The sequence below is a fragment of the Microbacterium sp. C-MGS6 genome (genome assembly GCF_058140415.1).
This window is the reverse complement of record NZ_CM176934.1, coordinates 406,320-431,887: the sequence shown is the minus strand read 5'-3', so window position 1 is coordinate 431,887 and position 25,568 is coordinate 406,320. Positions and strand designations below refer to the sequence as shown.

Annotated in this window: 19 protein-coding genes; 7 read left to right on the top strand and 12 right to left on the bottom strand. The window is 71.4% G+C overall.

Annotated features, from left to right (window positions below; all coding sequences use genetic code 11):
- Positions 1 to 282 precede the first annotated feature (282 nt).
- Positions 283 to 5,466 (bottom strand): endo-alpha-N-acetylgalactosaminidase family protein, encoded by a 5,184-nt coding sequence (locus tag AC3B5L_RS02070; protein WP_490096167.1) that lies wholly within the window; start codon positions 5,464 to 5,466, stop codon positions 283 to 285.
- Positions 5,467 to 5,651: 185 nt separating this feature from the next.
- Positions 5,652 to 7,469: a glycoside hydrolase family 35 protein gene (locus AC3B5L_RS02065; RefSeq protein WP_490096166.1), complete on the bottom strand. Its 1,818-nt coding sequence runs from the start codon at positions 7,467 to 7,469 to the stop codon at positions 5,652 to 5,654.
- 93 nt (positions 7,470 to 7,562) lie between these two features.
- On the opposite strand from AC3B5L_RS02065, the gene AC3B5L_RS02060 reads away from it, so the two are divergent.
- Positions 7,563 to 8,627, top strand: a complete 1,065-nt coding sequence (locus AC3B5L_RS02060; RefSeq protein ID WP_187663103.1) for a LacI family DNA-binding transcriptional regulator — start codon at positions 7,563 to 7,565, stop codon at positions 8,625 to 8,627.
- Here the strand turns inward: AC3B5L_RS02060 and AC3B5L_RS02055 are convergent.
- From AC3B5L_RS02055 to purM, 4 genes are all read right to left on the bottom strand, one after another.
- Positions 8,587 to 8,823: a hypothetical protein gene (locus AC3B5L_RS02055; protein ID WP_490096165.1), complete on the bottom strand. Its 237-nt coding sequence runs from the start codon at positions 8,821 to 8,823 to the stop codon at positions 8,587 to 8,589. The two genes, AC3B5L_RS02060 and AC3B5L_RS02055, sit on opposite strands and share 41 nt — an antisense overlap.
- 215 nt (positions 8,824 to 9,038) lie before the next feature.
- Entirely contained in the window at positions 9,039 to 10,361 is a 1,323-nt protein-coding gene (locus AC3B5L_RS02050; protein WP_187663102.1) for an MFS transporter, read from the bottom strand.
- Positions 10,361 to 11,833 carry an amidophosphoribosyltransferase gene (gene purF / locus AC3B5L_RS02045; RefSeq protein ID WP_259952892.1) on the bottom strand — a complete coding sequence of 491 codons (1,473 nt, stop codon included), beginning with the start codon at positions 11,831 to 11,833 and terminating at the stop codon, positions 10,361 to 10,363. Before purF ends, AC3B5L_RS02050 begins: the two co-directional genes overlap by 1 nt.
- A gap of 6 nt (positions 11,834 to 11,839) precedes the next feature.
- Entirely contained in the window at positions 11,840 to 12,952 is a 1,113-nt protein-coding gene (gene purM, locus AC3B5L_RS02040; RefSeq protein WP_490096164.1) for a phosphoribosylformylglycinamidine cyclo-ligase, read from the bottom strand.
- Between the two features lie 235 nt (positions 12,953 to 13,187).
- Here purM and AC3B5L_RS02035 point away from each other — a divergent pair, with 235 nt between their 5' ends.
- Positions 13,188 to 14,690, top strand: a complete 1,503-nt coding sequence (locus tag AC3B5L_RS02035; protein WP_490096163.1) for a DUF5979 domain-containing protein — start codon at positions 13,188 to 13,190, stop codon at positions 14,688 to 14,690.
- Positions 14,691 to 14,762: 72 nt separating this feature from the next.
- On the opposite strand, the gene AC3B5L_RS02030 is transcribed toward AC3B5L_RS02035, so the two are convergent.
- The 3 genes from AC3B5L_RS02030 to AC3B5L_RS02020 are packed head-to-tail and all read right to left on the bottom strand — an operon-like array spanning position 14,763 to position 16,623.
- Positions 14,763 to 15,329, bottom strand: coding sequence for a DUF3618 domain-containing protein (locus AC3B5L_RS02030; RefSeq protein WP_187663098.1), 567 nt, complete (start codon positions 15,327 to 15,329; stop codon positions 14,763 to 14,765).
- Positions 15,326 to 15,748, bottom strand: a complete 423-nt coding sequence (locus AC3B5L_RS02025; RefSeq protein WP_187663097.1) for a phage holin family protein — start codon at positions 15,746 to 15,748, stop codon at positions 15,326 to 15,328. The genes AC3B5L_RS02030 and AC3B5L_RS02025 overlap by 4 nt, the downstream gene beginning before the upstream one ends.
- The gene (locus tag AC3B5L_RS02020) at positions 15,745 to 16,623 is read right to left on the bottom strand and encodes a hypothetical protein (protein WP_490096162.1); all 879 of its coding nucleotides are present in this window, start codon (positions 16,621 to 16,623) and stop codon (positions 15,745 to 15,747) included. Before AC3B5L_RS02020 ends, AC3B5L_RS02025 begins: the two co-directional genes overlap by 4 nt.
- A 151-nt stretch (positions 16,624 to 16,774) precedes the next feature.
- Here AC3B5L_RS02020 and AC3B5L_RS02015 point away from each other — a divergent pair, with 151 nt between their 5' ends.
- Positions 16,775 to 17,380 carry a zinc-binding alcohol dehydrogenase gene (locus AC3B5L_RS02015; protein WP_187663095.1) on the top strand — a complete coding sequence of 202 codons (606 nt, stop codon included), beginning with the start codon at positions 16,775 to 16,777 and terminating at the stop codon, positions 17,378 to 17,380.
- On the opposite strand, the gene AC3B5L_RS02010 is transcribed toward AC3B5L_RS02015, so the two are convergent.
- Positions 17,377 to 17,706: a potassium transporter Trk gene (locus AC3B5L_RS02010; protein WP_187663094.1), complete on the bottom strand. Its 330-nt coding sequence runs from the start codon at positions 17,704 to 17,706 to the stop codon at positions 17,377 to 17,379. The genes AC3B5L_RS02015 and AC3B5L_RS02010 overlap by 4 nt on opposite strands.
- 95 nt (positions 17,707 to 17,801) lie before the next feature.
- On the bottom strand, positions 17,802 to 21,251 hold the full coding sequence (locus tag AC3B5L_RS02005) for an HtaA domain-containing protein (RefSeq protein ID WP_490096161.1): 3,450 nt from the start codon (positions 21,249 to 21,251) through the stop codon (positions 17,802 to 17,804).
- A 162-nt stretch (positions 21,252 to 21,413) separates the two neighbouring features.
- Between AC3B5L_RS02005 and AC3B5L_RS02000 the strand changes: the two genes are divergently transcribed.
- The 3 genes from AC3B5L_RS02000 to AC3B5L_RS01990 are packed head-to-tail and all read left to right on the top strand — an operon-like array spanning position 21,414 to position 24,360.
- Positions 21,414 to 22,520: a heme/hemin ABC transporter substrate-binding protein gene (locus tag AC3B5L_RS02000; protein WP_490096160.1), complete on the top strand. Its 1,107-nt coding sequence runs from the start codon at positions 21,414 to 21,416 to the stop codon at positions 22,518 to 22,520.
- Positions 22,517 to 23,590, top strand: coding sequence for a FecCD family ABC transporter permease (locus tag AC3B5L_RS01995; protein ID WP_268777708.1), 1,074 nt, complete (start codon positions 22,517 to 22,519; stop codon positions 23,588 to 23,590). The genes AC3B5L_RS02000 and AC3B5L_RS01995 overlap by 4 nt, the downstream gene beginning before the upstream one ends.
- Positions 23,587 to 24,360 (top strand): heme ABC transporter ATP-binding protein, encoded by a 774-nt coding sequence (locus AC3B5L_RS01990; protein WP_292793304.1) that lies wholly within the window; start codon positions 23,587 to 23,589, stop codon positions 24,358 to 24,360. Before AC3B5L_RS01995 ends, AC3B5L_RS01990 begins: the two co-directional genes overlap by 4 nt.
- On the opposite strand, the gene AC3B5L_RS01985 is transcribed toward AC3B5L_RS01990, so the two are convergent.
- Positions 24,357 to 24,725: a sterol carrier family protein gene (locus tag AC3B5L_RS01985; RefSeq protein ID WP_187663089.1), complete on the bottom strand. Its 369-nt coding sequence runs from the start codon at positions 24,723 to 24,725 to the stop codon at positions 24,357 to 24,359. The two genes, AC3B5L_RS01990 and AC3B5L_RS01985, sit on opposite strands and share 4 nt — an antisense overlap.
- A 49-nt stretch (positions 24,726 to 24,774) precedes the next feature.
- Between AC3B5L_RS01985 and AC3B5L_RS01980 the strand changes: the two genes are divergently transcribed.
- The gene (locus tag AC3B5L_RS01980; protein WP_490096159.1) at positions 24,775 to 25,449 is read left to right on the top strand and encodes an NUDIX hydrolase; all 675 of its coding nucleotides are present in this window, start codon (positions 24,775 to 24,777) and stop codon (positions 25,447 to 25,449) included.
- Positions 25,450 to 25,568 lie beyond the last annotated feature (119 nt).

The following is a 25,568-nucleotide window of genomic DNA, read 5'->3' as shown; positions in this document are numbered from 1 at the left end:
CGCCCGGCGCACCCCTCGTGCACGGCGGCGACGATGCTCTCCGGGGTGAGCGTCCTGGCTCCTGCGCTCGCGCGGTGAGCACGGAATGCACGCCGGGGTCGAGATCGCGGATGAGTACGTTCGGCATGTGCGGCTCCTTTCGTGGCTACCCCTCGAGTATCGGGGACCGGAGGCACGCTCTCCGGCCTCGGAACCGCAACCCGTGGAGAACCGGCAAACTCCCCGCCGCGTGCAGAAGAGGCCCGGGGCGAACCCCGGGCCTCTCGTGTGCAGCAGAGGTACTCAGCTGCGTCGCCGTCGCCAGAGCCCCGCACCGAGGGCGCTCAGGGCGAGCGCACCGACGGTGACCGCCAGCCACGTCATCCCCTCCGCACCCGTCGTGGCCAGCGCCCCGCCACCGGCCGTCGCCGCGGCGGTGACCGCGAGATCCGCACGAGCGAGCTCGGCGCCCTCGGTGTCCGTCGCCACGAGCGCATGGGCGCCCGCGGGTGTGGCCGCCGGGATGGTGACGGTCGCGACCGCACTGCCGTCGGCGGCGATCGTCACCTCGCCCACCCTGACCGGTTCCGAGTGGAGCCAGAGCTGCACGACGGACTCGGAGTCGAAGCCGCGGAGCTGCACGCGGAGGGAGTCTCCGGCCGCCGCGGTGCCGACCGACGGGGTGAGGACCGGCACCTTCGCCGGCTTCGCCTTCTTGACCTTGAGGGCCGCACCGGCCACCTCCGCACCGGAGGCGTCCTTGACGAGGAAGCGGTGCTTCCCGACCGTCGCATCCGCGGGGATGAGGACCCGGGTGGTCAGCGCGCCGTGCGCATCGACCGTCGCGTCCGCGAGCCGCACGCCGTCCAGCCAGAACGAGACGGCGGCGTCGGGCGCGAAGCCCGAGAGCACGGCCTCGACCGTCTCCCCTGCCCGCACGGAATCCGCGCCGAGCGTCAACGCAGGATCGGTCTCCGGAGCGCAGACCCCGAGGTCGTCCTCGGGTCGCGCCTCCGGTGCGTGCCCCGCCTGCGGGGCGGTGGTGCCGTACACCGCCATCTCCGCCACGGCCGCGAACGGCGTGCCCGAGATCGACGAGGTCGCCGTCACCCGAACGTATCGCGCGGTCGTCGCCGCGAAGTCGACGTCCTGCCACTCCGCGACGTTCTTCCACTCCCCCGCGGCCACGTCGGTGAAGGTCTGCCCGTCGGTGGAGACCGCGACCTGGAAGCCCTTGATGGGGCCGTTCTGGTTCGCGCCGCGACGCAGATAGGAGATGCCGTCGACCGTCTCCTCGGAACCGAGGTCGAACGTCAGCACGTGCGGATACGCGGCGGCGTCAGTGCTCCAGCGGCTGTGCCAGAACGTCCCGGCGTTGCCGTCGAGCATGTTCGCCGCCGTGCCGTCCTCACCCGCGGTCTCCTCGGAGCTCGCGGTCGCGGTGATCTGCGCGTTCGGGATGCGGGCGCGGGACGCGACAGCGGCCTCCTGCACGGTCTGCACGGTCCGCACGTCGCAGTCGACGAGGTAGGTGGCGGCGATGCCGATACTCACCGGCGAGCCCGCGGCCGACGCCGGTGCCGTCAGCAGCCAGTCCGTCGTCACGCTCTCGCCGGGGGCGACCTTCGTGAACAGGTTCGAGGAGCCGTCCGCGACCTCGACGGTGTAGCCCTCCGGGAGGTCGAGCTGCACGCCGACGTTCTCCGCCAGGATGTCCTCGCTGTTGGTGAAGGTCGTGGTGAAGGGTGTCTGCGCCCCGGGGCTCAGGGTCACGGCCTCGCCGGCGACGGTGGCGCACGGGGTGCCTCCGTCCGTCGGGCCGAGGTCCGTCACCGTGAAGTCGTCGAGGACGAAGTCGACGTCCGGCCCGCCGACGCGCTCCAGACCGACCCAGGTGTAGTCGCCGCAACCCACGATCACGTCCTCGCGGAACGCGGTGGTCTCCAGCGCCTGCACGACAGGGGTGCGACGCAGGGTCGTCGAGGAGATCTCCCCGTCGATCACGGCGTCCGTACCGGTCAGCCAGCGGTACGCTCCGCTCGCTCCGGCCTGGTAGTCGAACCCGATGCGATAGGTGTGCCCGGCCTGCAGCGGGACGAGCGTGGGGTCGGTCCGGTAGACGACGCCGGAGTTCTCGGAGTGCGACATCAGCGAGTGCTCACCGGTGAGGGTGGAGTCCACCGCGAGGCCCGCGGTGGCTCCGGTGTCGAACGGCTTGGCCGTGTTGCGCCAGTCGCTGCTCGTGTACGGGTCGTGCCGACGCGAGATGCTCGTACGCGGGTCGTCGATGCCGTTGGCGTCACCCTTCACGAACGGGCCCCACCCGGGCTGGTTGCCCTCGAAGTCGTTCGAGTACACGGTGCCCGCGGCGGTCGGCGCCGTCGTGTCCGCCATCACCCTGGCGTTGTCGACTCGCACCGCCGCGTCACCGGCGACCGCCGAGACCGAGACGGTCACTTCTCCGGAGGCCGGGGCGAGGAACGACACCGATCCGCGCTGGTAGTACTGCCCGGCCTTGGAGTCGGCGCGCATGTAGTTGTATGTCGGCGAGAGGTTCCAGGTGCGGCTGACGACGCCGGCGCCGGTGTCGACCGCGACGCTCACGCCGCGCGTGGCCGTCGGATCGATCTGCACCTGCGCGGAGAACGCGTAGCGCTTCCCGGGGGTGAGGCCGGTGACGGTCTGCGAGATCGCGGACGCGGATGAGCCGAACACCGCGATGTTGTCGCCCCGTGAGGCGTTCTTCGCCGCGCCGAGGTCCGTGCGCTCGATGGTCACGTCGCCCCGCGGGTTCCAGCCGTCCAGCGACCCCGAGTTGAACCCGGGATCGGCCAGGCCCGCGTCGCGGTACTCGATCGCCGCCCGCTGCGCCCCACCCTGGGGCACGACGACGTAAGCCGCCCCCTTCTCGCCGGAGAGCGTCAGCTTCCCGTCGACCGCGGTGACGGTGTCCACCTTCTCGCGCCCCTGGTCGCCGAGTGCGAACACGTCGAAGGTCGTGTTGCCGCGGAAGGCATCCGTGAGCCCGAATGTCTTCTCACCGCCGGAGGCCGTGAAGAAGTACATCTTGTCCGCGTCGACGGGCGAACCCGACTCGGCGCTCGACTCCAGCGACTGCCACGGCAGCAGGTAGGAGTCGCCCCGCAGGACGGTCGCGCCGTCCATCGTGATGACGCGGGTACCACCGTCGATCCGGACCGTCACGTCGTCGGTGAAGGTCGCCTCGGCCCCCGCCGCGTACGTCTGCAGGTCGAAGTGCTGCAGGAACTTCGTCGGCAGGCTCTGCGACCAGATGTTGCCGATGAAGCCGTCCCAGTTGCGGTTGCCCACCCAGCCCTCGGCATCGACGAGACGCTGCTGGCCCAGCAGGGCGTCGTCGTTCCAGACGTCCGCCTGCGCGTTCTGGATGAACCGCACCATGGTGGAGTTGATGCCCTTGTTGTCCTTGCCGCCGTAGGCGAGGTCGTTCGGCCAGTGCGACCAGACCGTGCTGTCGACGAACTTGTCGCCCCACTCGGTCGCGACCTCGAGGTCCATGGCGTTCAGCTCGTCCGCGAGCTCCTCGGCCACCCAGCCGTTGGAGTAGTACACGTCGATGTAGACGCCGCTGAGCCCCGGCACCTCGTCCCGCAGCTGCTGGAAGCGGTCGAGCACGCGTCCGGTGCCGAGATCGGTCTGCTGATCGATGTAGTACGACTGGTCGAGCCAGTTCCAGCCGGGCTTGTACGGCGGTGTGCCGTCGAGGATCGCCGCGTCGAACGCGTCCGCCTGCGGATAGATCTCGGTGGCGTTGACGTGCACGCTCATGTCGGCGTTGAGCTTCGCCCCCTCGTCGACGAGACGGTTGAGGTCGGCGAGGCCGCCCGCGCGCTCGTTGTAGTTCCCGCCGTAGTCGGTGTTCGCGGAGTCGTGTCCTTCGCTGCCGAAGCCCTTGTTGAGCACCCACTGTCCGAGGCCGTCGGTCTGGTTCGCGATGCGCTTGGTGTTGTCGAGCACGAGGTCGAAGTAGTTCGTGGCGCTCGAGGCGAAGTTGAACGGGATGCGGCTGATCACGCGGTCGGCGACCCGGTCGGCACCGAGGCGCGGGGCGTCGACCTCCCGGTAGCGGATCGCGGCGTCCTGCCAGTCCACGGTCTCGTCGCCGTTGCGATCGGCGGTGAGGAGCACCGTGACCTTCGGAAGGGCGTAGGTCGTCACCCGGCTGTCGACGGCGGTGGTCGGATGGATGAGCCAGGTGTTCGAGCCGATCTCCGCGGTCCGGCCGTCGGCCGCGGTCACCCGCGTCGTGAGCCGGGTGTTCCATGAGGCGGTGCCGCCGGAGGCCTGCGTCGTCGCGTTCGTGATCACGCTGCCGGCGAGGGTCCCGTCGCCGAGGAAGGCGAAGGCCGCGCCCTTCGTCCCGGTGGCGGTCGCGGGCCCCACAGCGATGTGCTCATCGGCGTTCGTCGTGCTGTTCGGGCTGATCACGGTGCGGTCGAGGACGGCGCCGTCCGCGGCCGTCGCGGAGAGGAAGGCGTTGTCGGGGAGCGCCAGGGTGTTCACCGCAGCGGAGCCGTCGACTCCGGTCACGGCGAACTCGACCGTGCCGTTCGCCGCGACGCGGATGCTGCTGCGCACCGTGACGTCGATGCCGGTCAGGGTCGAGACGTAGTCGACGCCGGTCGCCGTCGCCGTGGAGGTGGTGGTCGACGCATAGGCGGTGCCGTTGACCGCCCAGGTGCGCGGGGAGCCCTTCTGGCCGCCGAGGCGCTCATCGCCCACGCGGTAGCCGAGGATCTGCGGGAACGCGGAGGAGACGGTAGCCGTGGTGCCGCCCGCGGCGATCTCGACGGTGTCCCCGGGCTCCGGCTGCTCCGGCGTCTCCGGCTCGGTCACGATCGGCGGGAGCTCCTCGTCGGAGAGCACCTGGATCTCGCCGGCGCCGCCGCCCGTGGTGCCCTGCGCGTCGATGATGAGGAGGGCGACGTACCGGCCGTCCTTCGCGGTCTCCAGCGTGATGCGCTGCTTCTCGTCGTTCGCGGTGGGCGCGTGCAGCGTCGCGGCCGCGGCGGCGGCGCCCCATCCCCCGTCGGCGGGCGAGGTGCGCGCGGCGTCGGCGTCATCCGTGACGTACACCTCGACGGTCTTCGCCGCGACGCTCTGCCCGCGCTTGACCGAATAGTCCAGCGCCTTCACCGAGAGGGGCCGCTGCAGATCGAGCGCGATCCAGTGCGGGAAGGGGGCGTTGGCCGAGTACCGCGACGTCCACTGGGTCGAGTAGTCGCCGTCGAAGGCGCCGAGAGCCGTGCCGTCGAGCGAAGGCGGCGCCGGATACGGATCGGCTTCGCTGGACACCGCGTGCAGCCGGTAGTCCGCGTGCGGGACGGGGACGAGATCGGCGGCCTGCGCCGCGGTCGCAGGGAGGAGCGCTCCGCCGAGCGCGAGAGCCGTCGCCAGCAGGGAACTGACAGCGACGGCGGTGCGCGGCGGTCGGGAAGGTGTCGACACGTCTTGCCTCTCGAACGGTGCGACGGCCGGAGGAAGGGACGCCCCTGTGCGTCGCAGATGGATCATCGATCCAAACCGATGTTTGCGCTATCACCGTAGAGCGAGCTTGTGGCTTAAGACAAGAGTCAAACGTCAAGTATGCGCAAACATCGGCCGAAGGTCACCACCCGAGGCCCGAGTGCGGCTCAGGAGCCGATGAACTCCTCGGTCTCCCCGAAGGACGGCGCCTCCCGGATCTCCACGGTCGCACCGAGGCCGTCGGTGTCGAGCACCACGATCTCGTTGCGCCCGGTACGCCACAACGGCGCGGGGGCGTAGAGCGTCTCCTGCGGGCCCACGCTCCAGTAGCGTCCGAGCAGGAATCCGTTCAGCCACACCAGGCCCTTGCCGCCACCGGGGAAGGCGAGCCACGCGTCCAGGGGTTCGGCGACGTCCAGCGCGGCGACGGCGAGGCCGTCCACCCCGCCCACGGCAGCGGCGTCCACCGCCGGTGCCGTCTGCGGCAGGAGGCGATGCGTCCAGCCGTTCACGAGACGGCGGCCGATCATCACGCCGCGCATGATGCCCTTGCCCTCGCCGGTGTACGGCCCGTAGTTGATGCGCCCGAGGCTCTCGACGACGAGCGCCAGCCGACCGGAGCCGCCGTCCACCGGGAGAGCGAGGGACGTCTCGCCGTCCCGCTCGAGCACACCGAGGCGGCGGTCGTCGAGGAAGACGACCGCACGATCGTGCAGGCCGTCGACGGTCAGTGTCGCCTCGTCCGGGAACGACACGTCGGCCTCGTAGGCCACGAGGCCGTCCTCCGCTCCGAGCTGCTCGAAGGTCAGCGGGCGCGGCGAGAGCCCGCCCGCGGCAGGGGTCGCCCGGACCACGTCGAGCAGGCTCGCTCGCCGCTCCAGAGGCGCGGAGGTCGCGGACTGCCGCCGCGGCTGGTCGGGCACGGGCGGCAGTCCGTCGGCGTGGAAGGGGGCGAAGAGCGCGCGAAGCGCATGGAACTTCTCCCCGAGCGTGCCGTCCTCGCCGATCGGGGCATCGGAATCGTAGCTGGTCACCGTGGGCTGCAGCACGAGGTCGTGGTTCGCACCGTTCCACAGGCCGAAGTTGGTGCCCCCGTGCGCCATGTAGAGGCTGACCGAGCCGCCCTCGTCGAGGAGCTCCCGGATCGTCCCGCCCATGCTCTCCGCCGAACGCACGTGGTGCCGCTCGCCCCAGTGGTCGAACCAGCCGCCCCAGAGCTCGCTGCACATGAGCGCCTCCCCGTGCCGACGCAGGGAGGCCGCCACCGGCACCCCGGTGCCGAATGTGAACGTCGTCATCGCACCCGGCACGCTCCCGTGCGCGATCATGTCCGGAGTGATCCCGTCGGCCGTCGTCAGCATCTCCACCATGCCCCGTCGCCGGAGCCCGTCACGCAGGTGGGCGAGGTAGGCGGCATCGCTGCCGAACGATCCATACTCGTTCTCGATCTGGATCGCCACGATCGGCCCGCCGTAGGCCGCCTGCAGGGGCACGAGCCGCGGGAGCAGCGCGTCGTACCAGGCGTCGACGGCGGCGAGGAACGCGGGATCGCTCGTCCGCAGCGCCGAGACCCTGCCGGTGAGCCAGAAGGGCAGCCCGCCGTTGGACCACTCCGCGCAGATGTAGGGGCTCGGTCGGAGGAAGACGTCGAGGCCGACCTCGCCGGCCAGCCGCACGAAGCGCTCGACGTCGCGCCAGCCGTCGAAGCGGATGTCCCCCTCGACCCGCTCGTGGAAGTTCCAGGCGACGTAGGTGTCGACCGTGTTCGCGCCCATCGCGGCGAGCCGGCGCAGGCGGTCCTCCCACTGGTCGGGGTGGACGCGGAAGTAGTGGATCGAGCCCGACAGGATGCGGTGGGGCACACCGTCGCGGAGGATCTCCCCCTCGCGCCAGGACAGGGCAGAAGCGCCGGAGGCAGCGGCGTCTGCCGGCGCGGCGACGGCGGTGGTCGAGCCGTCGGAAGCCGCGGCGAGAAGGTCGGACATTGCACTCCCAGCTGAATTGTTTGCGTTCACATTATCGCATCGCCGAGGTCCGTGCTCCCTGGTTTTCCGCCGATGGATCGCTACCATTGGGGCATGTCCCCTCGCCGCCCGAAAGACGACCGCGCCCCCAGCCAGGTCGACGTCGCCCGCCTCGCCGGTGTCTCCACGCAGACCGTCTCGCGCGTCATGTCCGGGCAGGACAACGTCCGCCCCGACACCGCGCGACGGGTGCTGGCCGCCGTCGAGGAACTCGGTTACCGGGTGCACGCCGCAGCCGCGTCGCTCGCATCGGGACGCACGCGCGTGCTCGGCGTGATCGTCGTCTCGACGGACCGCTACTCCTCCGCCGCGCTCGGCGTCGGCATCCAACAGGCCGCGGCGGCGAACGGCTACACCGTGACCACCGCCGCGGTGGCAGACCACGCCTCGGACGACGCCTTCCTCGAGGCCTTCGACCGCCTGGAGCGGCAGGGTGCGGAGGGCATCATCCTCGGCGTGCCCATCGCCCTGGACACACCGGCGATGCGGGCGCGCACCGAACGGACGCCCGCCACCCGCAGCGAGCGCACCTCCCTGGAGGAGGACGCCCCGCTCGCGGTCGACCAGCGCGCGATCGCCCGGCTCGCCGTGGAGCACCTCCTCGACCTCGGCCACGAGACCGTGTGGCACGTCTCGGGCGACGACTACTGGACGGAGACGCAGCAGCGCAGCGAGGCCTGGGAGCAGACGCTCCGCGAGCGCGGCATCGTCCCGCCGCCGGTGATCCCGGCGGACTGGACCCCGGAGTCCGGGTACCGGGCCGGGCGCACCATCGCCGCGATCCCTGAGGCGACCGCGGTCTTCGTCAGCAGCGACGAGATGGCGTTCGGCCTCATCCGCGCCCTGCACGAGGCCGGGCGCAGCGTGCCGGAGGACATCTCCGTCGTGAGCGTCGACGACATCGCCCTCGCCGCGTACGCCTCCCCCGCCCTGACGACCGTCCGTCAGCCGTTCGAGGCCATGGGCCGCGCTGCCGCCCTGCGGCTCATCACCCAGATCGAGGGCCACGACCCGGTCGGCGAGATGCCCTCCACCGACCCGCAGCTCATCGTGCGCTCCTCGACCGCCCCACCTCGCGTCACGACGCCAGAAAGCTCAAAGCCCCTGCGACAACGATGAACATCGGTGCCGCAGTACCTGCCAGTCGGTCGGCACGTGTCCGCGGCCGAGCGATCAGCGTCACCAAAAGCATGCCGAGCCATGCACTCCACAAGACCGAGAGCCCCACGACGACGACGACCTCGTTTGTCGGTTTTGCCGGTCCGAGATAGTAGTACGTTGCGAACGCGATGTAAGCCAGTGCGAGCACGAGCATCGCCCATCTCCGCACCCTCGCTGGCGCGACTCCCACATCTTCGCGCGTTGAGAGAACCGATTGCGTCATGAGTCCTCCGTCGTCACTAACGACTGACATTTCACATGTCACCATACAGCGCAGAGGAACGCCAGGCTGCCCGCTTTTCGGAGGACAGCGCATCCGATCGTACTGGCGCAGCCGCGCCGCACCGACGAGCGCTCTGACCGGGATCGTCACCAGCGGCCGTGGCGGCGCTCCCACTCGTCCTCGATTGTGCGGCGGCGACCCGCGATGATCCCCGCCGGCACCGAGACGACCAGCACCCCCGCCACCACGAGAAGCGGCACCTGCCACCCGCCGCTGGTGTCGTGGAGAAGGCCGACGAGGAGCGGGAACACCGCCGCGATCGCGTAGCCGATGCTCTGCACGAAGCCGCTCAGGGCGACGGCGCTCTCCGGCGTACGGGCGCGGATGCTCAGGAGCACGAGGCTCAGCGGGAACATGATCGCGGTGAGCCCGAAGATCGCGACCCACAGCGGCAGCGCGACGGTCGGGAAGAGCAGCAGGCCGGCGAGCCCGACAAGGCCGGCGACCACGGCAACGAAGAAGAGCGGGCGGGTGGCCTGGAACCGCACGACCAGCACCGGCACGAGCATGGAGCACGGCAGGCCGACCAGCGCGAAGAGCGAGAGCAGGAAGCCGGCCGTCGCCGGGGTCACGCCGCCGAGGTCGACGAGGATGGTCGGCAGCCAGGCGAAGGCGACGTAGGCCATGGTCGACGACGTGCCGAACACGAGGGCGAGCGCCCACGCCAGCGGCAGTCGCCAGAGCCGGCCGAAGACGCGGGGGCTCGCCGACTGGGTCGTGATCGGCCCCGTCGAGGCGGCGACCGCGTCGCGCACATCGTCCACGCCGTCGGTGGGGTCGGGGACCAGGAGCTCCGTCGGCACCGGGCGGTCGTCGCCGCGGGAGCGCACCAGCAGCGTGACCCACGGCACGAGGGCGAGTGCGGCCACCACGCCCCACATACCCAGCGAGATCCGCCACCCGAGCGAGTCGGCGACGGGGACGGCGACCAGCGGCGGCAGGAAGGTCGAGACCGCGAGCGTCGTGGAGTACGCCGTCATCATGACGCCGAGCCGGTCGGCGAAGTACTTCTTGACCAGCGGCGGCAGCAGGACGTTGCCCGACCCCACGCCGGCGAACACGACCGCGGTCGCCGCGAGCAGACTCCAGGAGTCGGGGGCGAGGCCGCGCAGCAGCATGCCCGCCGCCATCAGCACGATCGCCGCGACCGCCATCCGCTCCAGCCCGAACCGGCGCTCGAACAGCGGGGTCAGCAGCCCGAACAGCGCGAAGCAGACGGGCGGAGCCGCTCCGATCAACCCCACGATCACGGGGGCCACCGGGAAGTCCTCGGCGACGTGGTCCAGGACCGGAGAGAGCGAGGCGACGGCCGACCGCAGCGAGAACGCGACCAGCACGATCCCGATCAACGCGAGAGCGCGCCCCTGCCAGAGGGGTCGGCCCTGCGGCGAGCTCAGGGACCCGGACATCAAGAGGTCTGCGACCCCTCCACCCAGGCGAGGTACTCGTCGGTGACGGTGCCGGTGACGTAGCGGCCGTCGAAGCAGCTCATGTCGAGGTCCTCCAGCGCGGAGCCCTCGGTGATCGCGGCCTTCAGGTCGTCGACCTCCTGGTACACGAGGTGGTCGCAGCCCAGCTCCTCCGCGATCTCCGGGATCGTGCGGCCATGGGCGATGAGCTCGTGCCGCGACGGCATGTTGATGCCGTACACGTGCGGGTGCCGGACCGGCGGGGCGGCGGAGGCGAACGTCACCGAGGCGGCTCCGGCATCCCGGGCCATCTGGATGATCTCCTTCGAGGTGGTGCCGCGCACGATGGAGTCGTCGATCAGGAGCACGTTCTTGCCCTGGAACTCCGTCGACATGGCGTTGAGCTTCTGGCGGACGCTCTTCTTGCGCACCGCCTGCCCCGGCATGATGAAGGTGCGGCCGACGTAGCGGTTCTTGTAGAAGCCCTCGCGGTACTCGATGCCGAGCTTGCGGGCGACCTCCATGGCCGCGGGACGGGACGAGTCGGGGATCGGCATGACCACGTCGATCTTGTCCATCGGCACGTGCTTCGCGATCGTGTCGGCGAGCTTGTCGCCCATCCGCAGGCGCGACTCGTACACCGAGATGCCGTTCATGACCGAGTCCGGACGGGCGAGGTAGACGTACTCGAACGCACAGGGTGCGAGCGTCGCGGCGGTGGCGCACTGCTGGGAGAACAGCTCGCCGTCGTTCGTGATGAAGACGGCCTCTCCGGGCTCGACCTCGCGCACGACCTCGTAGTCGCCGTTCTCGAGCACGAGCGACTCGCTCGCCACGACCCACTCGTCCTTGCCCTCAGCGCCGACGACGGTCGAAGGACGACGCCCCAGGATCAGCGGACGGATGCCGAACGGATCCCGGAACGCGAGCAGGCCGTAGTTGGCGATCACGGCGATCACGGCGTACGCGCCCTCGATGCGGTCATGCGTGCGGGCGACGGCCTCGAAGATCCGGTCGGGGTCGAGGTCGACCGTGGAGGTCGTGGCCTGCAGCTCACCGGCGAGCACGTTGAGCAGCAGCTCGGTGTCGCTCGACGAGTTCAGGTGCCGACGGTCGCGCTGTGCCATGTCGGCGGCGAGTTCGCGCGTGTTCGTGAGGTTGCCGTTGTGGATGAGGATGATGCCGTAGGGCGCGTTCACGTAGAACGGCTGCATCTCCTCTTCGCTGGACGCGGTGCCCTTGGTGGCGTAGCGGACGTGGCCGAGGCCGACGTTGCCCAGCAGGCCGCGCATGTCACGGGTGCGGAACGCCTCGCGCACCATCCCCTGAGCCTTGGCGTTGTGCATGACGCCGTTCGCCTCAGCAGTCGCGATGCCCGTCGCGTCCTGCCCGCGATGCTGCAGCAGCAGGAGGGCGTCGTAGATGTCCTGATTGACCGGGGCAGAGCCCACCATTCCGACGATGCCGCACATGGGCTCTTACTTCGCTCCGTCCGCGTAGGCGCCGACGAGGCGCACCGCTCCACCATCGACGCCCTTGGCGCCCTGTTCGAATTCGCCGGCCGGACGCGGGCCGAAGCCCACCGTGCCGACCTGCCAGGAGGGCATGCCCTCGGCGTTCAGCGCCGCGATCGCGGCGTCCTTCTTGTCCGCCGCCACCACGGCGAGGAATCCGATGCCGAGGTTCCAGGTGCCCTCGGCGGACTCGAGCGTGGAACCGGCGATGTCGCTCAGCACACGGAAGACCGGGCTCGGCGACCACGTGCTGCGGTCGACCTCGACCCAGCTTCCCTGCGGCAGCACGCGGGCGAGGTTGGCGGCGATACCCCCGCCGGTGACGTGGCTCAGGGCGTGGACTCCGCCGGAGGCCTCGATCAGGCGCAGCAGCGGAAGCGTGTAGAGCCGGGTCGGCTCGAGGAGGGCCTCGCCCCAGGTCGAGCCGAAGTCCGCGGCGTTGTCACCGTAGGAGATCCCGGCGCGGGTGATGATGTGACGCACGAGAGAGTAGCCGTTGGAGTGCAGGCCGCTGGAGGCGACCGCGATGACCGCATCGCCGTCCTGCACGCGCTCGGCGCCGAGGATGGCGTCGGCCTCGACCACGCCCGTCGCCGCCCCGGCGACGTCGTAGTCGCGCGGACCGAGGAGGCCGGGATGCTCCGCCGTCTCACCTCCGACGAGGGCGGTGCCCGTCGCCGCGCACGCCTCCGCGATGCCGCGCACGATGTCCGCGATCCGCTCGGGGACGACCTTGCCACAGGCGATGTAGTCGGTCATGAAGAGCGGCTTCGCGCCCACCACCACGATGTCGTCGACGACCATGCCGACGAGGTCCTGGCCGATCGTGTCGTGCTTGTCGACGGCCTGCGCGATGGCGACCTTCGTGCCGACGCCGTCGGTGCTGGTCGCGAGCAGCGGACGACGGAAGTCCCGCAGCGCGCTGGCGTCGAACAGGCCGGCGAATCCGCCGACACCGCCGAGCACCTCGGGGCCGTGCGTGGCACGGACGGAGGACTTCATCAGTTCGACGGCGAGGTCACCCGCCGCGGTGTCGACGCCGGCTTCGGAATAGGGGTTGGTGGGGGAGGCAGCCACTCGAACAGCCTACCGCCCGCGGCCGACCACTCGGCTCGCCGCCTCCTTCCCGGTTCACCCGCCGCGATCTGCACATATCAGTCCTCATATGTGGCGTAATCATCTGCGCATGTGAGAGTCTATCGCCGAAGCAGGCGGGTCCGGTGTCCGGGGTTCCCGGAAAGAACAGGAGAGGTGGACAGTGCGCGCGCAGAAGAGGAGAACGCAGCGACGACAGGGGAGGAGCGTTGTCGGCGTGAGCAGCACCATCGCCCTCCTTGCGCTGGTCGGGCTCGCCGTGCCGCCGACGGCGCACGCCGCGGAGTGGGACGCCATCACCTCGGCGACGGTGGTGGAGCCGACAGGTGAGGTGCACCTGTACGACACCCTCCGCCTCGAGGCCACGTGGGCCGTCCCCGACAGCGCGCAGCCCGGAGACACTTTCTCGCTCACCTTTCCGACGACGCCCCGCTTCGTCGGTGTCACCTCGTCCTTCCCGCTGCGAGCCCCGGACGGCGCCACCGTCGGCACGTGCACCGTCGCGGCGACCGCCATCACGTGCACGCTGAGCGACTACGTCCTCACGCACGACAACGTCCGCGGCACCCTGTTCTTCCAGATGAAGGCGGAGGAGACCACGGAAGACGACACCGTGACCTTCACCACCGGTGACGGAGGCCCGATCACCGTGGAGATCCCCGGTGGCGGCGTCGGTCCGCAGCGCTCCGAGCCGGCCCCGACGGACGCGACCAAGTCGGGCGTGCAGACCGCCGACGGGACGATCGAGTGGTACATCTGGGTGCCGGGACGCCTGCTCAGCGGCGAGCGCCCGACCCTCACCGACACCGCGACCCCGGGGCTGAGCGTGTTGCCGAGCACCGTGGCGATCGGTTCGGTCGCCGTGGACGCCTGGAACGGCGGCCTGTTCGATGCCGCAGACTTCCGCACCCTCACAGCCGGGTCGGACTATGCCTTCACCCCGGACACTGACAGCTCCTCGTTCACAGTGGTCTTCGCCGCGCCGGCGGAGCCTGACCGCCTCTATCGCGTCTCGTACCAGACGCGCCTGCCCGCAGACGCGCACACCGGACAGGTGTTCAGCAACACCGTCTCCGGGTCGAGTTTCACGACCACCACGGCGTCCGTCACCGCGAGCCTGGCCGGAGGCGACGGCGAAGGCGACGGTCTCGGCGGCTTCTCGGTCGCGAAGCGGATCACGGGCGCGGCCGCACCCCTCGTCCCGGCCGGCGCGACATTCGCCGTCGACTACTCGTACCCCGGAGCAGACGGCCCCGTCACCGGTACCCTCACGCTGCCCGTGGACGGCACCGACCGAAGCGTCGGGCGGATTCCCGTCGGCACGGTCGTGACGCTGTCCGAGCACACCGCGGATGCCGTCCCCGGCGTCGTGTGGGGAATCCCGCAGTTCCGCGGCGACGGCGTGACCACGACGGACGAAGGAGCACAGCTCACGATCGGCGCAGGGTCGGTCGTGGCTGTCGAGCTGACCAACCCGGCCACGCTCTCCCCGCCGTCCCCGAGCACGCCGCCGACCACGACGGAACCGCCGTCACCCTCGACGCCGCCGGCACCGCCCTCGCCGCCGACCACGGGCCTCGCGGCCACCGGCGGCGACCCCGGCGGTCTGATCGGACTCGCCACCGGGGCGGTGCTGGCGCTCGCAGCGGGGATCCTGCTCAGCCGTCGGTCCGCCACCCACGCAGACTCCGCACCCGGAAGCACCGGCATCGAGAACTGACGCTCGCCCGCGACGCGAAGGGCCCGGTCCGACGGATCGGACCGGGCCCTCGTGCAACGGGGTTCCGTGCGGTCAGCTCTGGCCTGCGACGTTGTCGCGAGCGTCCTGAGCGCTGCCCTTCACCTCGTCGACGGCGTGGGTCGCGTCGTCACGGACGTGGGCTGCGGCGCCGGCGGCCTCATCCTTGACGGCGGCGAAGGCTTCCTGCGCCGGCTCCTTGAGGTCCTGTCCGATCGTCTTGGCGACGTCGGTCGCCTCATCGACGAGAGGCTGGGCCTTCTCCTTGATGTCCTCGGCCAGTTCCTTCTCCTTCGAGGAGGCGGGGATGACGGCGGCCACGACGAGGCCGGCGGCGAAGGCCATGAGGCCCACCGCCAGCGGATTCCCCTGCGCCTTGGCGACGGTGTGCCGCCCGGCATCGGCGACCGAGGAGGAGGCGTCCCCCAGCCGGTCCCCGGCGTCATCGGCGGCGCCCATGACCCGGTCGACGGCCGAGCGCACAGCGCCCTTCATCTTCTGCGTCTGCCGGTGCACGACCTTCGAGGGGGTGACCTTGTCGGCGAGAGCGTCGACGTCCCTGCCGAACTCCGCTCGGGTCCGCTCGATGTCGGCGCGGATCGCGTCGGGTGAATCGCTCATTTGTTCTCCTCATTCCTCTTCACCGCATCAGGGATGCGCTTGAGGGTGTCCACGGTGCGCGGAGCCCCTTCGATGCTCTTCAACTGCTTGCGTCCCATCACGAACAGGACGAGGGCGATCACCGCCCAGATGACGGCGACGATCACGGCCGACCAGCCGAGACCGGTGACATAGGCGCCGAGGGCCCACCAGAGGGCCACCGACAGGAAGAACACGGCCATGAGCGCGCCGTATCCGGCCCCGCCGAGCATGCCCGCCCCCCGGCCGGCGCGTGTGGCCGATTGCTTGAGCTCAGCCTTCGCCAACTCCAGCTCCTGCCGCATCAGGGTCGACAGATCAGTGGTGACCTCGCTGAGCAGATCGCCGAGAGATGTGGTCTCGGCCTTCTGCTCCGAAGGTGTGGGGATGGGGTCGGTCATGGTCGTCCCTCTTCATCGGAGCCGCGGGTGGCGGCATCCGTCCGGTCGTAGAGCGGAGTGTCCCCGTCATCCACCGTCTCGCCGTGCGGTGTGACGCCCCACGGCGCGGTGCCGGCGTCGATACCGCTCATCCCGTCCGGCGCTCCGGGGACCGTGCCATCGGTCGGCAGCGGCGGCTGACCGAGGGTGGTGTTCTCGGCGACTCCCGCGCCTCCCGCGACACCGGCCGCGCCCGCACCACCGGGAACCGCCCCGGGCGTGGTCGCCGCGGGGACGACGGGACGCGGTGGAACGGCGGCTGCCGTCGCCCCAGCGGCCGACGAAGAGCCGGACCCGGCGGAACCAGACCCCGAGGAGGCCGACTCGGCAGCGCCCTCGGAGAGCGCTCTGGTCAGCCGGCCGGCGACGAGACCGGCGAGTGCCGCCACGGCGATGAACGTGCCGGGTTTCGCCCGTGCGTACGACTTCACCTCCGTGAGCAGCGAACCGGGGTCGCGGTCGCCGATCCAGCCCGCGATGCCCTGGATCCGGGTGGACGCCTGGCGCACGAGGTCGGCGGCGACACCGCCGTCCGAGCGCTCGGCCATCGTGCCGAGCTCCCCGCCCACGGACCGGAGCCCGTCCGCGACACGGCGCTGCTGCACCGCCGCCTGCTCCGACAGCTCGGTCTTGGTCTGGTGGTACAGGTCGCGAACCTGGTCCTTGGCCTCATGGGCGACGGCACCGGCCTCGGCCTTCGCGGTCTCGACGACGCCCGCCGCCTGACTCTTCGCCTCGTCGGCGACGCCTGCGGCCTCGTGCGCGGCGGTCCGGACGGGGCCCGGAGACTCGGTCGTACCGCTGCCCGCGGCACCTTCTGCATTGCTCTGCGACATCGTTCTTCCTCTCGACTCCCGCCGACGGCCGCCGACGTGTCAGCAGGTCTACCCCTGGATCCGGCGATCACAGCGAGGGTTGACGCGGCTCTCCGCGGGCATTACCGTGCCGGGGCTCCGCACGGCTGCTGCACCCGCCTACGATGGGGCCATGGCCGACAAGCCGCAGTGGCTCATCCGCGAAGACGCGAGCGTCCCCGTGCTCGTCGCGCTCGCCCTGCGCCAGCTGCTGGGCATCCGGGCACCCCTGGATCTGCCGTCCCTCCGCGACCTGTCGGTCCGCGCACCCGACGCGGTGGACGCCCCGCCCGAGGTCGAGGCGCAGTGGCAGGGCTACTGGGACATGACCGTGGAGCCGCGGGCTCATCACTCGGGCGTCCCGCTGGAGTTGATCGACGGTTTCGACACGCTGGTGGCCCTCCCGGCGACCGGCGCCGAGGCGCTCTCGTCGGCGATCCGACCGCATGCCGGCACCGCGCTCCGCTATGCCACCGCCGCACACGACCGGTACGTGGGGTCGATGAAGAGCCACACCGGCGGGGACGCCTACCGGGCGTACGCGAGCGCGATCGCGGAGTTCGAGCGCGACATCGGGCGCCGCGCGCACTCCTTCGAGCTCAACGTGCAGGTGCTGCCTCTGTCGCAGCGCGGGATCTGGTGGATCGGCGACCTCACGGTCGCGGTGACGGACGGGCTCCGCCGGGACGTCGTGGCGTTCGACTCCGCGATCCGCCCCGTGATCGCCGAGCTCGCCTAGTCGCGGTCCGTGGTGCCGTCGTCGACGACGGTCTCCCGGTCGACGGTCACGACGCGGTCGTGGCGGCGGGCGAGACGCTCGAGCACCAGACCGGCCACGCCGCCGAGCGCGAGACCGATCGGCACGGTCCAGAGCAGGAGGAAGCCGAAGACCTGACCGGGCGGATAGACGACGTCGAGCGCCTGCGACTGCTCGAAGCTGCCGACCATCGTGAGGATGCCGGCGGCGATGACGCCCAGCACGACCCCGATGCCCATGAGCACGCCGTACCGCGGCACGCGGCGCACGGTCGCTTCGACGGTCTGATGGGTGTCGTGGGAGGGCATGCCTCCATTGTCCCACCCTCCGCAGCCGTGCGCATCCGCATGCGAGACCGCCCTCCCCGGATGACCGGGGAGGGCGGTTCCGCTAGCCGCCGGTCTCAGACCTCGGTCGTCGTCTCGGCCGGCTCCCCCCTCCGGGTGCGACGCACGATCAGCACCCCGCCCGTCGCGGCGAGCGCGACGACGACCAGACCGCCCACGATCCAGGGCCACACCGGGGCCTCGTCCGAGGCGACCGGCGCGCTGATCGCGGTCACCGCCGCATCGGCTTCAGCCTCCGGCTCGGACTCCTCCTCCGCAGGAGCGCCGCACGCATCGTCGACCGGGATCACGGCGGAGACCGGGTCGAGCCCCTCGCCCGCCTGATACGTGCCGAACGCGGAGGCACCGGCCGCGGTCAGTGTCGTGGGTACGTCGTCGAGGGTCAGCGCACCGTCGGTGACGGCGGCGTCCGTGAGGGCGAACTCCGCGAGACGCACCCCCTGCTGCGCCACGGCCTCTCCGTCCTGGGTGGTCCCGGTCACGTCGAACACGAGGTAGCCGGTGTCGCCCGCGAGCTCGACCCGCGCGTTCGCCAGCGTCGTGTTCAGCGCCCCGTCGTGGCCCGTGAAGGCGATGCTGCCGCCGTACGTGACCAGCCCCGCGCCCGCCTCGTCGTCCAGCGACCCGGTGCCGTTCGACCACACGAAGGCGGGGTACTCGTACGTCACGTCGGTCAGCGTCCAGCCACCCCGTGCGATGCCCTCGATGTAGGTCCGGAACGACTCCTTGTAGCCCCAGTGCAGGGTCGCTCCCTCCACCGTGCACACCCCGAGTTCCGTGGTCGCTCTGGCGAGGGTGAACGAGAGGCCGCGATCGACGGAGCCCTGGAAAGTGAGCGTGTGGTCGCCGTCCGCGAGCGTCGCCGGGAGGGAACCCGACCACGTCGCGACACCCGACGCATCCGCCGTCACGGTGCCGAGCAGCACCGGGGTCGAGTACACGACCACCGTGATGCCCTTTTCGTTCGCACGGAACCCGGAGGCGGAGACCGTGGCCGGCTTCCCGGCGGCGAGCGCGGCGAGGTTCTTCTCGTCGACCTCGATGCCGGTGGCCGTCGGCGCGGTCGCCGGGAGCGTGGCCTTCGGCGCGACCGCTGCCGCCGCGACCGTTCCCGTGGTGCCCGAGGGCGCGGCGGCGACGGAGCCGATCGTGAACGAGACGGGGTTGAGCGTGGTGCCGTATCCCGAGAGGACGCGGTCGCGCCCGGCGTCCGTGAGGGCGGCGGGTGCCGCCGTGTAGGTGACGGCGCCGCCGGCCGCGGTGCGGACCGCGCGGGAGAGGTCGAGAGTCGCGAACGGCACCTGCGCACCCCCGCTCGTCACGAACAGCGTGGCGGAGGACGCCGAGGTGATCCGGATCATCGGATCGGCGACGGTGACGTCGAGCACCCCGTGGTGGCCGGTGAAGCGCACCGCGCCGCGGTAGACCACGCTGCCGCGCCCGGACGTCGCGTCGAAATCGCCGCCGACGGTCTGCCCGAACTGGAACTGACCGCCGGATCGGGTGGCGCCACCGGATACGGCGATCGCACCCTGGGCGATCGGGCCGGTGATGTAGTTCGTGAACGAGGACGAGATGGCCCAGCGCAGCGACCCGCCGGGGACGGTCGCAGCCGGCTTCGTCGGCGTCACCGGGGGTTTCGGCGTGACCGGGGGCTTCGGCGTGACCGGGGGCTTCGGCTCGGTCGGCTTCTCGCCGAGCAGTGCGCGCCACTGCGCATCGGTGATCGTGATCGCGCCCCGCGCGTGGATGGTGTCGGCGGTCGGCATCGTGTGCTGCTGCCACACGATCACCTCGTACGTCTTCGACCGGTCGAGATCCTTCGCCGCCGCGTTCAGGTCGACCGCGAAGGCTCCGAAGCCGATGTTCCGGACGTACTGCATGGCGAGGAAGCCGCCGCCGGCCGTCACGTCAGCCTCGGTCCCCGTCTCGATGAGCGCCACGTAGGCGCCGGTGACCGCGCCGAGGTCGGCGGCGGTGGCCTTCACCGTGAGCCCGTCCGCGGCCGAGGCTCCCGTGACGGCGGCGGTGACCGACGGCCCGGGGGACGGCAGCAGGGCGTTCCACTGCGCGTCGGTGACGGTGACGGTGGAGCGCGCGTAGATCGTGTTCGCATTCGGCATGGTGTGCTGCTGCCAGACGATCACCTCATAGGCCTTCGACCGGTCCAGCGCTGTCGCCGCAGCGGTCAGGTCGACGCTGAAGCCCCCACCGGTGATGCCGCGCACGTACTGCATCGCGAGGAAGCCGCCTCCGGCCGTGACGTCGGCCTCCGTGCCCTTCTCGATCAGTGCCGCGTAGGCGCCCGAGACGGCGCCGAGCTTCGTCGCCGCTGCCGTGACCGTGAGGCCGTCATCGGCCGTCGCCGCCTTCACGGTGGTCGTCAGCCCCGAGGCGACGCGGTAGTCCAGAGCGACGCGGCGCTCCTGGTCGGCGTTGACGACACCGCCTGCCGGGTAGGTGTACACGCCGTACGAGCCGGGCGTCGCCGGAGTGTCCTTCAGCGTGAGCGTGACCTGGAACGAGCCCTCGGGGGTGATGTCCACCCACTGTGCGCGGATCGCGCCCTGGTACTGCGCCGGGACCTGGGTCAGCACGCCTTCGGCGAGCGCCCAGGCCTGTGCACCGACCGAACGCGCCGAGGACGGCGCCCCCTGCGAGGGCTGCCACGTCGCGGCGAAGTTGCCGAAGACCACATAGGTGCCCTGGGGCAGGTTCGACGGGATCGGGACGCCGCGCCCGCCGACGTTCGCGGTCGGGTCGTATCCGGTGCCCTTGACGACGATCTCGTCACCCGCCTGGAGGCGAGCACCCGCAGCGGGCGTGGTGCCGTCGGCGAGGAACACGTCGATGGCGGCTTCGGCGGGCACCGGCTCGGTCTCGCCCGGAGCCGTCTCCCCCGGCTCCGTCTCGCCCGGCTCCGTCTCCCCGGGCTCCGTCTCCCCGGGCTCCGTCTCCCCGGGCTCCGTCTCACCGGGATCCGTCTCACCCGGAGTCGTCTCGCCCGGCTCCGTCTCGCCCGGCTCGACGGGCGTCGTTCCGAAGACCGTGTCCCACTGCGCAGGCGTCACCGTGACGTCGCCGCGGCCGTAGATCGTGGCGGCTGTCGGCGCGGAGTGCTGCTGCCAGACGAGCACCTCGTACGTCTTCGTGCGGTCCAGGGACGCGACGGGCGCCTGCAGCGTGAAGGAGGCGGCCCCCTGCTGCACGCTCGGGAAGGGCAGCGCGAACGCGGCGTAGCCACCACCGGCGGAGACGCCGCTCTCGGTGCCCGACACGATCAGTGCGGCATAGACGCCCGTCACGTCCGGCAGACCCTCGGCCCGCACCTGCACGGTGAGGCCGGTGGTGTCGGCGGACGACACCGTCGCGGTGACGGTCGCCGCGGCAGCGTGCGCCGGCGGGCTGACCATCGCCCCGGCGGCGACGAGGACGAAGGAGACGAGGGCGGCGAGCAGGACGCGCAGGCGTGTGCTCGCTGAGGGGGTATGTGCTGTGGCGTTCACGGTTCTCCGCGGCCCGCGGGGCGCGATCGATCGTGCGCTCCCGGCGGTACCGCACGGCAGTCGGGCGAAGTGGACTTTGGTTAGGCTTGGCTAAGCAAGCCGCCGATCCCGAGCGTAGAGGGGCGTCGGCGAGGACGTCAAGTTTTAGGATAGCCTTGCCTAATGCGACGCGCCTCTGCCCTGCTCCTCGCCGCCGCGCTGGCTCTCGGACTGGCCGCCTGTGCCGGACCGGATTCCGACCCCGCGTCGACACCTCCCGTCGACGAGGCGTGCCCGCAGGCGTCGACTCCTCTCGCCGATCTCGACCTGGTCGCCGATGTGCGCGCGGCCACGGGTCCCTCGACCGCGTGCCTCGCGAGTCACGCGGTCGTCCCCGTCGATGACGACACCGCCCCGGCGCTCCCGGTCACCGCGACCGACAGCGAAGGCCACGAGGTCGAGATCACGGACGTCGATCGCATCCTCCCGATCGACATCTCCGGCACGATCGCCGCCACCGTGTTCGCGCTCGGGCTCGGCGATCAGGTCGTCGGGCGCGACGCGTCCACGCAGTTCCCCGGCACCGAGGACCTTCCGGTCGTCACCAAGACCGGGCACACGCTCAACCCGGAGGCGATCCTCGAACTGGCCCCGACCGTCGTGCTCACCGACACCACGATCGGCCCGAAGGAGGTCCGCCAGCAGCTGCGGGACGCCGGAATCGCGGTCGTCGTCATCTCCAGCGACCGACGGATCGACACCACCGACGCGCTCGTGACGGAGATCGCCACGGCCCTCGGCGTCCCGACGCGCGGTGCGGCGCTCATCGCCCGCCTCGACGCCGAGCTCGACGCCGCCATCGCGGAGATCGCCGCCGTCACCCCGCCCGCCGAGGCGGACAGGGCCCGCATGCTGTTCCTGTACGTGCGCGGGAGCGCCAACGTGTACTACATCTTCGGCGAGGACTCGGGGGCGGACTCCCTCATCGACGCGGTCGGCGGGGTCGACGTCGCCGAGGAGATCGGCTGGGAGGGCATGAAGCCGATGACCGCGGAAGCGCTCGTCGCCGCGCAGCCCGACGTGCTCGTGATGATGACGGACGGGTTGGAATCGGTCGGCGGCGTCGACGGACTCATCGAACGCATCCCCGCCATCGCCGAGACCCCGGCGGGCGCACATCGCCGGGTGATCGACATGGCGGACGCCGAGATCCTCAGCTTCGGCCCCCGGTCGGCCGACGTGATCAGCGCCCTCGCGCGCGCCCTGTACGCGCCGGAACCCGCCTCGTGACCGGCGAGGTCGTCACCCCGACGCCGACCCGGCATCGGGGACTGCGCTTCGCGGCGGTCGTCGTGGCCCTCGTCGTGGCCCTCCTCGTCACCTGCGTGGCGTCGATCACGAGCGGGCAGTACGACCTGTCGCCGACCGCGCTCGTCGGCGTGCTCCTGCGCGGTCTCGGCATCGACACCACGGGGGCTGCGGCTGCGGCGACAGACGACGGCGTGATCTTCAACCTCCGCCTCCCGCGGCTGGTCCTCGGCCTGCTCGTCGGCGCCGCGCTCGCGGTCTCCGGTGTGCTCATGCAGGCCATCTTCGGCAATCCGCTCGCCGACGCGGGCGTCGTCGGCGTCTCGTCCGGCGCGGCGCTCGGAGCGGCGGCGAGCATCACGTTCGGCCTGGCCACCTTCGGCATGTGGACCACGCCCGCCTTCGCCTTCCTCGGCGGCCTCGTGGCCGTCTTCTCGGTGTACCTGCTGAGCCGCTCCGGCGGCCGCACCGAAGTGGTCACCCTGCTGCTCACCGGCATCGCGATCAACGCCATCGCCGGCGCCGGCATGGCCTTCCTCACCTTCCTCGGCACGACCTCGACGCGCGAGCAGATCGTGTTCTGGCAGCTCGGCTCGCTGAACGGCGCGCTCTGGTCGAACATCCAGCTCGTCGCGCCGCTCGTGGCGATCGGGATCGTCGTCGCCCTGATCGTGGCGCCGGGCCTGGACCTCTTCGCCCTCGGCGAGCGCACCGCCCGGCATCTCGGCGTCCCGGTCGAGCTGCTGCGGATGGTCGTCATCGTCACCGTGGCGCTGCTCGTCTGCGCGGCGGTGGCCTTCGCGGGGATCATCGGCTTCGCCGGACTCGTCGTCCCCCACCTCATGCGCATGCTGATCGGCCCGGCGCACCTGCCGCTCGTGATCGCCTCCGCCCTCGGCGGCGCCCTCCTCATCGCGGTCGCCGACCTCGTGGCCCGCACCGCGGTGCCGCTCGCGGACCTCCCGATCGGCATGATCACCTCGCTCGTGGGCGGCCCGTTCTTCCTCTGGCTCCTCGTGCGGACGCGGCGGCGGTCGGGAGGGTGGGCGTGAGCCTCCGGCTGCAGGGCCGCGGGCTCACGGTGCGCGTCGGGGACGGACGCGCCATCCTCGCCGACGCGGCCATCGACATCCACGCCTGGGAGGTGCATGCCCTCGTCGGGCCGAACGGCGCGGGCAAGTCCACCCTGTTCGGCGTGCTCTCCGGCGACATCGCTCCGGTCTCGGGCACCGTCCTCCTCGACGGCCGTCCGGTGGCGGCGACCCGCCCCCGCGACCTCGCCCGGCACCGGGCCGTGCTGCTGCAGGAGAACACCGTCACCTTCCCCTTCACGGTCGAGCAGGTCGTGCGGATGGGACGCACCCCGTGGGCGCGGACCCCGGCCGCCGCCGAGGACGACAGCGCCGTGGCCACGGCGATGGCGACGACCGAGGTCGCGGCGCTGCGGGAGCGGTCCGTCCCCTCGCTCTCCGGCGGTGAGCGCGCGCGGGTGGCGCTCGCCCGCGTGCTCGCCCAGAGCACCGGGATCCTGCTGCTCGACGAGCCCACGGCGGCGCTGGACCTCAAGCATCACGAAGACGTGATGCGCGTGGTCCGCACCCAGGCGGAGGCCGGGGTCGCGGTCGCGATCGTGCTGCACGATCTGAACGCCGCGCTCGCGCATGCCGACCGCGTCACCCTGCTCGCCGACGGGCGGGTCGCCGCCACCGGCACGCCGGACGAGGTCCTCACGGCCGCGCGGATCGAGGAGGTCTACGGGCAGCCCGTCGACGTCTTCCCGCACCCGCGCACCGGGGTGCCGCTCGTCGTCGCCCGCCGCTAGGGACGCAATGGGAGCACGCCGGTGAGGTCAGCGCGCGTGCCCGAGGCGTGGATGCGCCCGGCCGTCGCGGCGTCCGCCCACGGTTCGGCGCCGGTGGCGACCGCGATCCAGGTGGCCGCGTCCATCTCCACGACGTTCGGCGGCGTGCCGCGTGTGTGCCGCGGCCCCTGGATCACCTGCACGGCTCCGAACGGCGGGACCCGCACCTCGACGCTGTTGCCAGGGGCCTTCTCGTCGAGCAGCTGCAGCAGGTAGCGCACCGCGGTCGCGAGTTCCGCACGCGCCGGCTTCGTCCCCGCGGCTTCCGCGTCGCGCACGGCACCGAGCGCCGCGCGCCCGTCGACGATGTCGATCTTCCTGGCCATCCCCCCACCCTAGATCCGCCGCCCCGGACCGGGTCATAAGCTCGAGGACATGAGCATGCATCCGCAGGGCGCCCGGGCCGAGCTGCTCGCCGCCGCGGCCGACCACTCCTGGAGCGTGCCGATCCCTCCGCTCGCGGACCCGGGCGGCGCCCACGACGCCTCCGTGCTCATCCTCTTCGGCGTCCTCGACCACATCCCCGCACCGACCGTGGACGCGGCGGTCGCACGCGATCTCGACGTCCTGCTGCAGCGTCGCGCTCCGACGCTCTCCTCGCATCCGGGCCAGGTCTCCTTCCCCGGCGGACGCGCCGAAGCGGCCGACGCCGACGCGGTCGCCACGGCGCTGCGGGAGGCCGAGGAGGAGACCGGCCTCGACCCTGCCGGCGTGGAGGTGCTCGCGACGCTCCCCGTCATCCCCCTCGCTGCCAGCAACCACCTCGTCACCCCCGTGCTCGCCTGGTGGCAGTCGCCGTCCCGCGTCGTCGCCGTCGACCACGCGGAGACCGTCGAGGTGTTCCGCGTCCCCGTCGCCCAGCTCCTCGACCCGGCGACCCGTTTCACCTCGACCCTGTCCCGTGCCGGCCGCACCTTCCGCGGACCCGCCTTCGACGTGGACGGCACGATCGTGTGGGGCTTCACCGCCATGGTTCTCGACGCGCTGTTCGACGCGACCGGCTGGACCGTGCCCTGGGACACCGCGGACGAGCGCCCGATCGCGCTCTGACCCTCCCGACCTCCGTGCACAACTCAGGAGAACCGCGGCGGATCGGTCCGGATATGCCGTCGGATCCCGGCTGCCGCGCCGATCGTCCTGAGTTGTGAACGCGGGACCGGCCGAAACCC

What these genes read in the sequence shown, in the direction of transcription:
- AC3B5L_RS02020 (WP_490096162.1), bottom strand. Translation starts at nt 16,623, where the DNA reads ATGTCGCAGAGCAATGCAGAAGGTGCCGCGGGCAGCGGTACGACCGAG.
- AC3B5L_RS02055 (WP_490096165.1), bottom strand. Translation starts at nt 8,823, where the DNA reads ATGCTCGTGCTCGCACTGGCTTACATCGCGTTCGCAACGTACTACTAT.
- AC3B5L_RS02060 (WP_187663103.1), top strand. Translation starts at nt 7,563, where the DNA reads ATGTCCCCTCGCCGCCCGAAAGACGACCGCGCCCCCAGCCAGGTCGAC.
- AC3B5L_RS02030 (WP_187663098.1), bottom strand. Translation starts at nt 15,329, where the DNA reads ATGAGCGATTCACCCGACGCGATCCGCGCCGACATCGAGCGGACCCGA.
- AC3B5L_RS02050 (WP_187663102.1), bottom strand. Translation starts at nt 10,361, where the DNA reads ATGTCCGGGTCCCTGAGCTCGCCGCAGGGCCGACCCCTCTGGCAGGGG.
- AC3B5L_RS02015 (WP_187663095.1), top strand. Translation starts at nt 16,775, where the DNA reads ATGGCCGACAAGCCGCAGTGGCTCATCCGCGAAGACGCGAGCGTCCCC.
- AC3B5L_RS01985 (WP_187663089.1), bottom strand. Translation starts at nt 24,725, where the DNA reads ATGGCCAGGAAGATCGACATCGTCGACGGGCGCGCGGCGCTCGGTGCC.
- AC3B5L_RS02000 (WP_490096160.1), top strand. Translation starts at nt 21,414, where the DNA reads ATGCGACGCGCCTCTGCCCTGCTCCTCGCCGCCGCGCTGGCTCTCGGA.
- AC3B5L_RS01980 (WP_490096159.1), top strand. Translation starts at nt 24,775, where the DNA reads ATGAGCATGCATCCGCAGGGCGCCCGGGCCGAGCTGCTCGCCGCCGCG.
- AC3B5L_RS02010 (WP_187663094.1), bottom strand. Translation starts at nt 17,706, where the DNA reads ATGCCCTCCCACGACACCCATCAGACCGTCGAAGCGACCGTGCGCCGC.
- AC3B5L_RS02025 (WP_187663097.1), bottom strand. Translation starts at nt 15,748, where the DNA reads ATGACCGACCCCATCCCCACACCTTCGGAGCAGAAGGCCGAGACCACA.
- purF (WP_259952892.1), bottom strand. Translation starts at nt 11,833, where the DNA reads ATGTGCGGCATCGTCGGAATGGTGGGCTCTGCCCCGGTCAATCAGGAC.
- AC3B5L_RS02065 (WP_490096166.1), bottom strand. Translation starts at nt 7,469, where the DNA reads ATGTCCGACCTTCTCGCCGCGGCTTCCGACGGCTCGACCACCGCCGTC.